Source organism: Parafilimonas sp. (assembly GCF_047606085.1).
Taxonomy (GTDB): Bacteria; Bacteroidota; Bacteroidia; order Chitinophagales; family Chitinophagaceae; genus Parafilimonas.
In genome coordinates this window covers 1-13,650 of record NZ_JASGEX010000158.1, presented here as the reverse complement: position 1 = coordinate 13,650, position 13,650 = coordinate 1, and the positions used below count along the sequence as shown (strand labels likewise).

General features: G+C 42.0%; 10 protein-coding genes. 5 read left to right on the top strand and 5 right to left on the bottom strand.

The features are described from left to right. Positions 1-262: 262 nt before the first annotated feature. From QM629_RS13565 to QM629_RS13545, 5 genes are all read left to right on the top strand, one after another. Positions 263-1,303, top strand: a complete 1,041-nt coding sequence (locus QM629_RS13565) for a sensor histidine kinase (RefSeq protein WP_415160422.1) — start codon at positions 263-265, stop codon at positions 1,301-1,303. Next, positions 1,303-2,007, top strand: a complete 705-nt coding sequence (locus QM629_RS13560; protein WP_415160421.1) for a LytR/AlgR family response regulator transcription factor — start codon at positions 1,303-1,305, stop codon at positions 2,005-2,007. The genes QM629_RS13565 and QM629_RS13560 overlap by 1 nt, the downstream gene beginning before the upstream one ends. 160 nt (positions 2,008-2,167) lie before the next feature. Continuing rightward, a complete protein-coding gene (locus tag QM629_RS13555; protein WP_415160420.1) occupies positions 2,168-4,798 on the top strand; it encodes a TonB-dependent receptor domain-containing protein in 2,631 nt (876 codons plus the stop codon). 121 nt (positions 4,799-4,919) lie between these two features. Further along, positions 4,920-5,888, top strand: coding sequence for an ARPP-1 family domain-containing protein (locus QM629_RS13550; RefSeq protein WP_415160419.1), 969 nt, complete (start codon positions 4,920-4,922; stop codon positions 5,886-5,888). 31 nt (positions 5,889-5,919) lie between these two features. After that, entirely contained in the window at positions 5,920-6,630 is a 711-nt protein-coding gene (locus QM629_RS13545; protein ID WP_415160418.1) for a peptidoglycan DD-metalloendopeptidase family protein, read from the top strand. 66 nt (positions 6,631-6,696) lie between these two features. On the opposite strand, the gene QM629_RS13540 is transcribed toward QM629_RS13545, so the two are convergent. The 5 genes from QM629_RS13540 to QM629_RS13520 form a co-directional block, all read right to left on the bottom strand. Continuing rightward, on the bottom strand, positions 6,697-8,196 hold the full coding sequence (locus tag QM629_RS13540; protein WP_415160417.1) for a tetratricopeptide repeat protein: 1,500 nt from the start codon (positions 8,194-8,196) through the stop codon (positions 6,697-6,699). 68 nt (positions 8,197-8,264) lie between these two features. Next, positions 8,265-9,023 (bottom strand): zinc ribbon domain-containing protein, encoded by a 759-nt coding sequence (locus tag QM629_RS13535; RefSeq protein ID WP_415160416.1) that lies wholly within the window; start codon positions 9,021-9,023, stop codon positions 8,265-8,267. A gap of 18 nt (positions 9,024-9,041) precedes the next feature. Then, positions 9,042-10,160 (bottom strand): Nif3-like dinuclear metal center hexameric protein, encoded by a 1,119-nt coding sequence (locus tag QM629_RS13530; protein ID WP_415160415.1) that lies wholly within the window; start codon positions 10,158-10,160, stop codon positions 9,042-9,044. Between the two features lie 76 nt (positions 10,161-10,236). Beyond that, positions 10,237-12,645 carry an ABC transporter permease gene (locus QM629_RS13525; protein WP_415160414.1) on the bottom strand — a complete coding sequence of 803 codons (2,409 nt, stop codon included), beginning with the start codon at positions 12,643-12,645 and terminating at the stop codon, positions 10,237-10,239. A 188-nt stretch (positions 12,646-12,833) separates the two neighbouring features. After that, a partial coding sequence (locus QM629_RS13520; RefSeq protein ID WP_415160413.1) for an Rpn family recombination-promoting nuclease/putative transposase occupies positions 12,834-13,650 on the bottom strand: 817 nt, incomplete at its 5' end.

The following is a 13,650-nucleotide window of genomic DNA, read 5'->3' as shown; positions in this document are numbered from 1 at the left end:
AAATTTTTGGTTAAAAAGAAAACAGGCGAGTGTGATTTTTGATTGGACTATATGCTTGTTTCCGGCTGCAATGTTACATAAAAAATTGAAATGAAATAAATTTTTTGAAGCTTTTAACTAAGGCTTTCGCACCTGCAAACAGCGCCGCTGTGCAAGCCGGTTCACACTTTCCCCCGAAGCTTTCATCTATGTAAAATTTATTTTTGTCGCAATCTTTTCCCTTTCCATAAATGTTAAATTATTTCTTAGGTACTTTGATGAAATGAAGTATAATTTCTTTAGAAAAAAATGGGTGGTTGTTACATTGCACGCCATTTGCTGGACCGTGCTTTTTTCGCTTCCCTTTTTTTTGCGGGCTACCTATAAAAAAGAGAAGCACCCTCCACAGCCTGACGATGCGGCCATGTTTTATTTTTATTTAGTAAGCAGTAGTATATGGGTTGCCCTTTTTTACCTGAATGCCTATATGTTCCTGCCCCTGCTGCTGCGCACAAAAAAAGTGTGGCAATTTATTTCGCTGCACATTCTTGCGCTCGCTGCCGTGTATTTTCTGCATTCTCTGTATTTTTCCCTGTTTGTAAAACACATGCCATTTAAAGCCGAAAATTTCTTCATTTATAACATCTTTACTTACCTTTTTATCGTTGCAAGCAGCACGGCTTATTTTTTCCTGCTCGAACGGCAGCAGTCAATAATACTTTCGCAGGCCAGGGAAACCGAAAACCTTAAAACAGAGCTGCTGTTTCTGCGCTCGCAGGTGAGCCCGCATTTTATGTTTAATGTATTAAATAATATGGTGGCGCTGGCGCGTAAAAAATCTGACCTGCTCGAACCTTCCCTCATAAAGCTTTCTTCGCTTATGCGTTACATGCTGTATGAAACAGATGAGCAAAAAGTGCCGCTTGAAAAAGAGGTGGAATATATTCAAAGCTATATAAACCTTCAGCAGCAGCGTTTTGGCAAAAATGTGCAGGTATATTCATCTTTTGGCAGCATAGACAATGGCAACGAAATTGAGCCCATGCTGTTAATACCTTTTGTGGAAAATGCTTTTAAACACGGCACCGGTATTATAGAAGATGCCATTATAAAGATTGAATTAAAGGTTGAAAAAGGCATGCTGCAGTTTATTGTGAGCAATAAATATAATGACACCCTGAATAATATAAAAGACAAAGACTCCGGCATAGGCCTGAATAATGTGCGCAGAAGATTAAATTTATTATATGGCAGCAACCATGCCCTGCTTATTAATAAAAAAGACAGCTGGTTTACTGTTTCGCTTCAAATAAATTTGCATTGATGCTTACATGTATTGCCATAGACGATGAGCCGCTGGCACTTGAGCTGCTTGAAGACAACATAAGCCAGGTGCCGTTTTTAAAGTTAGCCGCTTCCTGCAGCAACCCGCTTCAGGCCATGCAGGTATTGCAACAGGAAAGCATCGACCTTATTTTCCTCGATATACAAATGCCGGGCTTAACCGGCCTGCAGTTTATTAAAACCATAGCCGCCAAACCCATGTTTATTCTTATAACGGCTTATGAAAAATATGCATTGGAAGGTTATGAGCTTGATGTGGTTGATTACCTTGTAAAGCCTGTATCGCTCGACCGGTTTATTAAAGCCTGCAATAAAGCGTGGGATTTATACCAGTTAAAAACAAAAAAGCAATCTGAAACAACAGCCCTCCCCTATTTTTTTATTAATGCAGATTACAGCCTTGTTAAGGTAACCTTTACCGATATTATGTGGATAGAAGGCCTGAAAGACTACCTTAAGATACATCTTAAAAGCTCGTCTAAACCGCTGGTAGCCCGCATTACCATGAAAGCCATTGAAGAGCAACTGCCCGCCTCCATGTTTATACGTGTTCAGAAATCATTTATCGTTTCCAAAGATTATATAACATCTGTTCGCAAAAACAGTGTGTTTATAAACGAGATGGAAATACCCGTGGGCGATAATTATAAAGATGCTGTTGCTGAACTAACGGGCAAACATTAACAATATATTCGCCTTTAATTTACGCGGGCAATCATTGTTATGCAGCCATAAATTTCCACCCGCCTTTTGTCGCCTTTTTTCATCCGCTTGTCTCATTTTGCAGCATCATAAAACAGGCGCCGCAATAATTTTGACCTTCCCTTTAACATACACACTAAATATGAAAAGAATTTTTATTGCTGCAATATTATCAATGCTCTCAACCTGCATATTTGCCCAGTTTCCAGGCGGTGGTGGCAAGGGAAAGCAAATACCGGGCATTGGGCATATATACGGGAAAGTGATTGACAGTGCAGGCAAACCGGTGTTGCAGGCTTCTGTGGTTTTAATGCAGGGAAAATTTGACAGCGCCTCAAAAAAGATCAAGCAGATGTTGTTTAAAGGGGCTACTACCGAAACCAATGGGGAATTTAGTTTTGGCGATCTCCCATTGCTCGGCCTCACGCTTAAAATATCTGCAGTGGGTTATAAACCGTATGAACAAAAAATAAGTTTTCAGCCTAAATCTTCCGGGGGCAATGCGCCCGCAGCAGGACAGAACCAGCAAGGCGGCACGCAGCAAATGAGCAATATGATGAGCGCCCTTGATAAAGACCTTGGAGATATTAAACTTCAGCCCGACGAAGCCAATACATTGCAAACCGTAACCGTTACTTCCACATCAGGCGCGCTTAAAATGGATATTGATAAGAAAACTTTTAACGTAGATAAAAATATTGTGAGCGCAGGCGGCACCGCAGTTGATGTAATGAAGAACGTGCCTTCTTTGCAGGTGGATATTGATGGCAACGTTAAGCTGCGCAATGCAACGCCGCAGTTATATATTGACGGCAGGCCTACCACGCTTACATTAGACGAGATACCGGCAGATGCCATTCAAAGCGTGGAAGTAATTACCAACCCTTCAGCAAAATATGATGCCAGCGGCGGCAATGCAGGCATATTAAATATCATTTTAAAGAAAAATAAAAAAACGGGATATAATGGTAACATCATGGCTGGCGTTGACAGCCGTGGAGGTTATAATGCAGGTGGCAACTTTAGTGTAAGGCAGGGCAAAATAAATTTAACCGCAGCCTTAATGGCGAATAGCAGGAGAAGCCTTACAAAGGGTACCACAGAGCAGCATTATTACCCGGACACGCTCAATATTAAAGATGTGCGCAGCTTCCAGAATACAGAATCCAGGAACAATGGTATGTTTATGTTTGGAAGGCTGGGCCTTGATTATTTCATTACCAACAGGACTACCTTATCTGTTTCCGGCACAAAAGTGCATGGCGAATTTAAACCTGCTACAACAAGCGATATTTCAACAGACAGCAATTATTATGATCATGTAGTATCACTTACCGGCAACCGTTTATCTACCAGCAACAGAACATTTAACGGCACCGGCTTGCAGGGCGGCATTGTACATAATTTTTTAAAGGACGGCCACCAGCTCACCGCCGACGTAAATTATTTTGGCGGCAAGAACGATGGCGACCAGTTTATAACCAGCAATACATTCGATTCCGGTGGAAATTTTATAAGCACCAGCAGGCAGCGCCAACTATCTGACGGCAAAAACAGTTTTGTAACGATTCAAACAGATTATACCAATCCCATTACAAAGAACCTTAAGCTCGAAGCCGGCTTAAGGGCGCAGATAAATAAGCTTGATAACAATAATCAAACCTATTATGTAAAAGGATCCGAGTTAATTAAAGTACCATCAGCAGGCATAGCATACTCAAACACGAATAATGTGTATGCAGCTTATGGTACCATCACCAGCTCCATTAAAAACTTTGGTTACCAGGTGGGCCTGCGCGCTGAAAGAAGTGATTATACGGGTGTGCTGAACGATACCGGGCACTTTGCCAATAACTATCCCATCAGCTTATTCCCTTCTGTTTTCCTTAGTTATAAACTGGGCAACAGGCAGGAACTGCAGGCCAACTTCTCCCGCCGCATAAACAGGCCTAACTTCTTCCAGTTAATTCCTTATACTGACAGGAGCGACAGTTTGAATATTACCCGCGGCAACCCTGACCTGAAGCCGGAGTTTACCAACTCGTTCGAAGCGTCTTACAGTAAAACTTATGGCAAGAACAATACCTTCCTGGCCTCCATCTATTATAAACACACCAAAGACCTTATAACGAGTTACTATATTTCTGAATACAATTCCTCACTAAGCCAAACTGAACAAATAAGCACGTATGAAAATGCCAGTTCGGCCTATTCTTACGGGCTTGAATTAACAACGGTGAATTACGCAACAAAATGGTGGGACTTTAACCTGAATGTAAACCTGTATAAATCAAAAATCAATACAGAAAACCTGGATGAAGTATCGCAGGATGCCCTGCTGAGCTGGTTTGGCAAATGGAATAATAATTTTAAACTGCCTGCCAACTTCACCATACAGTTATCGGCTAATTATCAAAGCAAGACCAACCTGCCGGTTAATCAAAGCCGCCAGATGTTTGGCCCCCCGCAGTCTGCACTATCTTCATCGCAGGGTTATATCAAGCCTTACTGGAGCGCAGATATTGCTATCAAGAAAACCTTCTTCAAAAACCAGGCAGGCGCCCTTACACTCAGCGTAAATGATATTTTCAGAACAGGCGCCAACGAACAGATCTCTTATACAGAAGATTTCTACCAGGATTATTACAGGCTGAATAACCCGCAACTGGTGCGCTTAAACTTCTCTTACCGTTTTGGCAAGATGGATGTATCGTTGTTCAAACGCCAGAATAAGAACCAAAGCAGCGTAGATCAGTCACAGATAAGCATGTAAATAATATCAGCATATAAATAATAAAGCCGGTAAATAACCTGCCGGCTTTATTATTTTAAGAATTATCAATCCCCGGGGTATTGATAATTCTTATACCTTGTGGCAGTTAAGATTGCAGTGCATGCTTAAATCTCTGCTTAATTACAGGTGGCATTGTTTAATGGCAACGATCATTTTCTGCCATGCTCAAATCTTTGCCCAGTTTACCTATAATGAACTAAGCGTTCAATACGATAGCCCCTGGACGTATAAAAAGCTGCAGCTTATTCCTGTTCGCTTTAAAAATACTGGCAAAGACAGTGGTTATGCCGGCACACAAATGTTCAATGGAAAAATAAGCAGCTTTGACGATGCTATGCGCAGGCATAAAATAATTGTAAAAGAAGTGAGTGAGGGCGGCGCCGATGTATCAACATTAATGATCAAAAACCGGTCAAACGAAAACATTATGCTGATGAGCGGTGAAATGGTGCAGGGCGGCAAACAGGATCGTGCATTTGGTGAAACCACCATTATTCCAAAAGGCAAACGAAAAAACTACGTGCAGGCCTTTTGTGTTGAAAAAGGAAGATGGGACAGCAAGCCAAAATCTTTCAGGCATGCCGGCACGGCCGATGCCGGTGTGCGCAAACAAATTGATGTATCGAAACGGCAAAGCAAAGTGTGGAAACAGATTGACGACGAACTGGTTGAAAAAAACAAAAAGAACCAAACCTCGGCTTACCTGAATGCATACAACGACAGCAATTACTTCGACACATCGTACCTGCACTATTTTATTGAGAAAATGAAAAGCAGCGACAGCGCTTATGCAGGCTTTATTGCTGTTACGGGCAACCGCATTATAAGGGCTGATATTTTTGGCGGCACGGATGTGTGCCTCGCTGCGTACATGGAAAACATTAAAAGCTATGTGCATTCTTTAAAACCAGAGGATGGCATCCCATCCAAACCAAAAGAAGCTATAAAAGGCTTTACGGATAAATTCCTGAAAGATAAAACCACGCAAAAACAATATCTCTCCAAAAACGGGCGCATCTATTACAGCGAGGGCAATATCATACAGATTGTTGCGTATGATGACCGCTGACAGTTGACGGTTTACCGTGTAATTTTGCAGCATGCTTAACAATGCGAAGTTTACATCATCACTAAAAAAACACCAAAACAGTTTTCACCCGGTTGTGCCCTTTGATGCAGCAAAGGATAAATTATTGCCGATGAACCTTACCGCAACCAATGCGGATTTAAATAACAAAGAACTGGAAGATGCCGGCAGGTTTGCTGCATATATTGACAAAAAAATAAAAGATGCCGGCGCTTTATATGGCATTGGCGGCTATGCAGAGCACCGTGTTATATATAACCGCAGCAACGTGTTTGATATGCCGGGCGCTGAGCCGCGCCGCCTCCATTTGGGCATAGATATATGGGGCGATGCAGGCACGCCTGTTTTCGCTTTTATGGGCGGCATGGTGCACAGCCTTGCCTTTAATAACCGTATTGGCGATTACGGCGCCACCTTAATTTTACTGCACCAGCTGGATGGTATTGCATTTTACAGTTTATACGGCCACATTTCGCTTGACGATATTAACAACAGGCAGGCCGGTGAATATGTAACAAGGGGTGAAACAATCGCTCACTTTGGCCCATTAGCCGAAAATGGCAACTGGCCGCCGCACCTGCATTTTCAGCTTATTTATGATATGGAAATGAAGAAAGGCGATTATCCCGGTGTTTGCGCATATAGCGAAAAAGACAGGTATTTAATGAACTGTCCTGACCCCGACATGGTTTTAAATATGATGCAGTATGCAAGGCAGGATTGATTTATATGGGGTATTATTACCGGTAAAAAAATAAAATCAACAGGGAACAGCAATTTGAATAACAAATCATCCGCCGCTGCACCGCGCAATGCCCGATTTTGCTTTCTGGTCCATTGAGTCTTTGTAATCGTGGTTCTGCATGGACAGGCATTTTTGATAATACTGTATGGCGAGTGGCCTGTTGCCCTGCTTTTCATAGATCATACCTATCTGCAAAGCGGCGCGGGACGCATAATATTCTGTTCTGTTGATGCCGAGTGAAATAGCTGCCTGGTAATATTTAACCGCCGAATCATCATAATTCATATCGTCATAAATCCTGCCGGTGCGGTAAGTATATTCAAGTTTATCGGTAGCATCGGTAAAATTGTTCAGCGCTTTGGTCCTCAGCAAAGTAATTGCCTGCTGGTTATAGCCGCCATCATTCAAAACCCTGGCTTTCAGCAAGAGCGGGTTGGGCCATTTGCCAGACCCTGCATTTTTATAGGCTTCTTTATCTGCATCCGTATCTGTATTGCCCCGTTTTAAAACCATTTGCCTGGCGTTGTTGGCCGCCGTTGTATTGCCCATTAAGTAATAGCACCAGGATAGCTTTTCGCAGGCATCTTTTACATAGAATTTACCTTTAAAATGGGAGAGGAAATATTCAAAATTTTTAGCAGCATCCGCCAGTTCCAGGTGACGCATTTGCACATACGCCAGCTCGAAATTCCATACAGGCGTTTGCATATAGACAGGCGACATGTTTCTGTTCTCTATCACATTCCTGGCAAATTCATTCAGCTTATTATTTACGGCCAGGTTTGCTGCCATATAAGCCATGAGGTGATTATTTTCAAGATCAAAATTTTTCTGTTTAATGAACTGAAAAACCCTGCCGGGCTGGTTTTGTATGTAAAAGCTTACGTAGCAATAATAGAAGGCCGCTTCGTTGGCAAAGAGCCGGGCAAAACCATCATTGCTGTTAATAACGCTTTGCATTAAAGCCATGCCGTTATTAATGGAGCCTTTAATGCCAAATAGACCGGCTATCCATTTGTAGCCATCGGGAATGGTGCCTGCCACCACCTGCATGGGCCCGTACAGCATATTGTTTGGAACAAAGGGCGGAAATTTTTTACGGTTGTCCTTTATCAGCCCGAAGGCTTTGCGAAAATCCCAGCCGGCAGCCCAGCGCTTACCGAATTTTATTTCAACACAGGCAGCCTGTATCAGCACTACGGCGCGACAATAATTATAAAATGGTGAGGACGCCGGCCCGTCGTCCAGCAGGTTTAAATAATCATCAAAATGCGGTTCGCGTATTTTTAATTCAGCAGGGTCTTCATTAAAAAACAGTACAAAAAAATCTATGTAGCTGCTGAGGAAATAAGGAATCAGGTTATCAGGGTTTTCAGCCTTTGCCTGCGCAATCAATTTTTCGCCGTTTGCCAGGCGAAGGCTGGTGATTTCTTTATAAGCCTGCTGGCAGGTGCCGCTAAAATCATACACCTTGCCGGCTTTTACAGCAAAAAAAGCTATGCAGAACAGTAATGAGAAAACCAATTTCTGTAGCGTACACTTCATCGGCCCGAAAATAAAAAAGGACGTTTAAAGCAACGCCCTTTTTATAAAGATAAGATGTTAATATGAAACTATTTCTCCAGTTCTGTAGCTGTTTCCAGTTCTTCATCCACCAGAATACGGCCGCAGTTTTCGCAAACGATTATTTTTTTATGCTGGCGTATCTCGCTCTGGCGCTGGGGCGGAATGGCATTGAAGCAACCGCCGCAGGCATCCCTTTCCACCGGCACAACGGCCAGGCCATTGCGGTAGCTTTTGCGAATACGGTCATAAGAATACAACAGGCGCTCATCAATACCTTCACGGGCCTGTGCCGAAAGCTCTGAAAAATGCGTTTCTTCCTTCTCCGTATCGGCAATAATCTTTTCAAGCTCACTTTTCTTTTGCTTCAAAGACGTATCCTTGCTGGCGATGTGTTTTTTGGTCTGGTCGAGCATTTTTGCTTTTTCCGCCAGTTCTTCGTTGGCATCGCGAATGTGCTTCTCCGCCAGCTTGCCTTCCAGTTCCTGCATCTCAATTTCCTTGGTAATGGCTTCGTATTCGCGGTTATTTTTAACGCTGTCGCTTTGCTTCTGGTATTTTTTTACCATGGCATCAGCCTCTTTTATAGCTTCTTTCTTTTGTTCAATAAACTCGGTAATACCGTTTATTTCTTCTTCAATCCTTGTCTGGCGGCTGTGCAAACCCTGTATTTCATCTTCGAGGTCGCTTACTTCCATGGGAAGTTCACCTTTCAATATTTGTATTTCATCCAGTTTGCTGTCAATTTTTTGCAGGCGTACAAGCGATGCAAGTTTTTCTTCAACTGAATATTCTTTTACTGCTGGCATATTATTAAGTTCAAAAGTTTAATATTTAATATTCCAATGTCCGGTGAAATACTTCACCGGATTGGTATCCATTTTTGTTTTGAGGACGGCAAAGTTAGGGAATTTAGCCTGCAAAATATCATACAACAGTTCTGTGGTGAACTGCTCGCTTTCCCAGTGACCAATATCAGCGATCACCAGTTTCCCGTCTGCATCAAAAAATTCATGGTATTTTATATCGGAAGTGATATAAAAATCAGCGCCCGCCGCCTTTGCTTTATGGATAAGAAAGCTGCCGGCACCGCCGCAAACCGCCACTTTTTTAACAGGTTTTTGTAATAACGGCGTGTGTTTTATAACGCTTAAACCAAAGGCCCCCTTTATGGCAGCGAGAAAATCCGCTTCCGGTTTTTCTGCTTCCAACTCTCCAATTAAACCGCTCCCGATGTTATTATATTGATTTGAAAGCAGGATAATATCGTAAGCCACCTCTTCATAAGGATGCGCCCGCAGAAGCGCAGCCAGTATTTTTTGTTCCAGGTAGAAAGGAAAGACCACTTCAATCTTAACCTCGTCTTCCGTATGGCGAAGGTTTTGTTCGCCCACGAAGGGATGGGTGTTTTCACCTGCCCTGAAAGTGCCTTTGCCAGCCGCATTAAAACTGCATTCGCTGTAATTGCCAATGCTGCCGGCGCCCGCACTGAATAAAGCACTGCGCACATTTTCCGCATGTTCCAGCGGCACAAAGGTGCAAAGTTTCTTCAGCATGTTTTCTTTGGGCAATAAGACCTGCCTGTTTTTTAAACCAAGCTTATCGGCGATTTTGTTATTTACGCCTGTAATTACATTATCAAGGTTGGTATGGATAGCATAAATGGCAATGTCGTTTTTTATAGCATTAATGATGGTTTGCTCCACATAATTTTTGCCGTTTATTTTTTTCAGCCCCCTGAAAACAATTGGATGATGCGCCACGATCAAATTGCAGCTTACTGTTTTGGCTTCTTCCACAACCGCTTCGGTGGCGTCAAGCGTGCATAAAATGCCGGTGCAATTCCAGGCGGCATTACCGGTAATCAACCCCGCATTATCATAATCTTCCTGCAAAACGGGCGGCGCTATGGTTTCGAGATGGTTTATTATTTCAGCAATCTTCATGTGCGCAAATTAGTAAAGGTTTAAGCAATCAGGAGCCGCAAGTCACAAACTGAAAGACATATTCATGTTCACGCCATCATTCGCTTCGTAGTGCTGCTACCGGGTTTGCCATGGCCGTTTTAATTGTTTGTGCACAAATAAGCAGGGTCGTGATCAATCCCAAACAAACAATTGCAATAACAAATGGCAGGGCCGTAATATTTATCCTGTAGGCATATTCCCGGAGCCAGTTTTGCATAATAAGATATGCAACCGGACAGGCAATGGCGCCGCCAATCAATATCACGCCTAAAAATTCTTTTATGAACAACAACAGAATATTGCCGGCGGAAGAACCTAATACTTTTCTTATTCCTATTTCTTTAACGCGCCTCTGCATAATCAATGACATTAATCCTGCAATACCCAACAATATAATAATCAATGCCAGAATGGTTGCCGTGCAGGAAGCCTTTTTTAGTTGCAGTTCGGTTTTATATAATGATTGAAATTTCTGATCCATGAACGTGAATTCAAACGGTGAATTGGGAGATAATTCTTTCCATTTTTTTCTAACCTGCTTAACAGCAGCATCCATATTCGGGGTATTGAGCTTTAATGAAAGGTACCGGTATGACTGTGCATCTTTTACATTAAACAATGCAACAGGTGCTATATGATCCTGCAGGCTTGAATAATTATAATCTTTTATCACACCAGCTATAGTAAATACTGTTCCGGGTGAAGATGGCATTTTTAGTTGTGCATTCACTGCCGACTGCACCGTTAAACCCAATGCTTTTACAGCCGATTCATTCAACACGAGCTGGTTTGGAATAAAACCACCGGATTGAGCAAAGCATGTTCCGTTTAATAATTTTAATGCAAATGTGCCTGCATAATTTTCATCGGCGCCAAAAGAGGTAACCAGCACTGTTTTATCATCACCGTTTACGGGTTGCAGATCAATACTGTTTGGCGGTTGGCGATCCGGTATTTCAAAAGAAACAGAAGCGCTCTTAACAGATGATATTCCGAGCATGGCATTTCTTATATTCATCATCCTGTTGATGCCTGCAGCATCCCATTGCTTGGGAAAAGCAGTTATCACCATCAACTGCTCTTTATTATAACCAATATCTTTTAAAAAAATATAAGCCACTTGTTTTGATATGGTGACAGCGCTTATAAAAACAATCAGCGCCAGCGCAAACTGAATCACCAGCATGCCTTTTCGTACAGTTAACCTGCCTTTTGCCGTATTAATTTTTCCCTTAACTGCCTTTACCGTATTTAAAGAGCTCAAAACAAATGCGGGATAAATGCCGGCCACAAACCCTGTGATTACAATCAATGCGATCAAATACACGATAATGGTTGCATTAAACCGGAAAACGGATTCGAAACTTGTATTGAATATCTGGCCGAAAACAGGCCGCAATGCCTCATATAATATTATTGCTATAATGGCCGCAATAATAGCCAGCAATAAAGCTTCAGCAATAAACTGGAGCATCAGTTGCTTTTTTTTGCTGCCAAAAACTTTTCGCAATCCAATTTCTTTTAGCCTGTAAGCAGATGCCCCGATATTGATGTTCACAAAATTTATAATGGCCATCAGCAATATAAAAATTGCCGCCAGCAACAGCGTGACGAGCATTCTCATCACAGCGCCGTTATGATCTTTAAGATAATAATCCCTTATTAGCGCCGGATAAATGGTTAAATTATCCTGTACATTCCCCGGTGTATATTTTGCCAGGGTTTGTTTAAGTGGAATATCAAGATCTTTTGGCGTAATACCGGGCTTCAGCTCAATCATACTTACTTCAAAAGGGCTGCTCCATCCTTCTGCCGGGTCGCCGATGCTAAAATAGCGGTTGCCTGTGGTTGGCACAAACACATTATATGTATCGCCAACCAGGTTCGTAACAGAATTAAAAGGAATGTCTTTTACAACAGCAGAAACTTTATAATATTGTTCTTCATTATTTAGCGACAGCACACTGATGACTTTACCAATCACATTTGTTTTTCCAAAAAGTTTTTGCGCCATTGTTCCGGTAATAACGGCTGAATTATTATCAGCAAAAGCATGTTGTTTATTTCCATACAAAACCGGGAAGCCGTACATTGAAATGAAAGTGGTGTCGCCTATTGCAATGTTTTCTTTAAAATGTTTATCACCAGCAGAAACAACATTGGTTACAGGATCGTAGCGATAATAGTTCTCCACCAGCGATGGATATTCTTCCTTTAATATTTTTGCCAGCGGGCCAAAAGTGGTAACATCGAGGCCCATTTCCTTAACCTTCCAATCACTCTTAAGAATATATTGATTGTTTAAATTTTTAAGGGATTTGTTGATACTAAACTGGTTAAAAACATACACACCAATAATTAACGAAAATGCAATACCTATCGCAAGGCATAAAACATTGATAACCGAAAAGAATTTATGCCGCACAAAATGCCGCAGTGCAGTTTTGAGATAGTTTCTGAACATAAAGTTGATTTCTTAATTTCAGGCTTTAAGCTGCAAGTCACAAACTGCAAGCTCCTTTAAATTGAATACTGACGCCAGCCGGTTTGCCATTTATGCTAAAGCATTAATACGAGTTCTTAATTTACTAAAAAGCGGAAGGCTGTCGTTAAATATTGCAACAGCCTTCCGCTTGTAATTATATTTATCTTCTATTTTTCCTTTTTCAGGGATGCACGTATTTTCTTTACAAAAGCAACAGAAACTTCTGCGGCGTTTGCAGCCTGTTCGTCATTAAACCCAAACTTATTTATAAGGTTGCGAACAACTTCTGCTTTGCCCTCTGCTTTACCTTTTTCCATACCCTCATGGCGGGCATAATCAAGCGCTGCCTGATTGTCCCACCTGCGTTTTAAGCTTGTATCGTACATCGTTTTTTCCTCCTTGTTTAGTTTACTGTATTCCGCAATGTGAAACAGTTTTTCAAATACCGGCTTGCGAAGATATAAGGGAATCTTTTCCAGCCTGCTCATATTCTTCAATACAAAAAACCAACCCTCCAAATCATTTTCCAACGCTGTTTCTTCTTTTGTAAAGTTAACCAGTTCTATGTAGAAAAATCCTAAATGTTCGTAAAATGCCTTGCCGGTATCTCTATCACACAGGCAAACATCATGGAGGCACCTTGTTCGCTCACTGCCCGGCATCGGGAAGCCATCCATAAGCGCAATAACATACACTTCGCTGATATTATACGCCCAGCTTTTGCGGCTTCCCTTGGGCGCCTGGTCGGCAATCAGCTTGCTGCCGTAGTAAAGCATCCTTCGCTTGAAATTAAACTGTGGGCTGCGCTGTATCTCGATAATAAATTTTTCGCCATCGGCTGCTGTACAGGTAAGGTCGAAAATAACGCCGCCCATTTCTTCTGTATCGCCCACATGCTCGTTCTTGTTGTAGTATATATCGCTAATGTTTTTTCGCCCCCGGAACAGCGCATTGAGGAAGGCTATCAAAAAATCTTTATTTGCA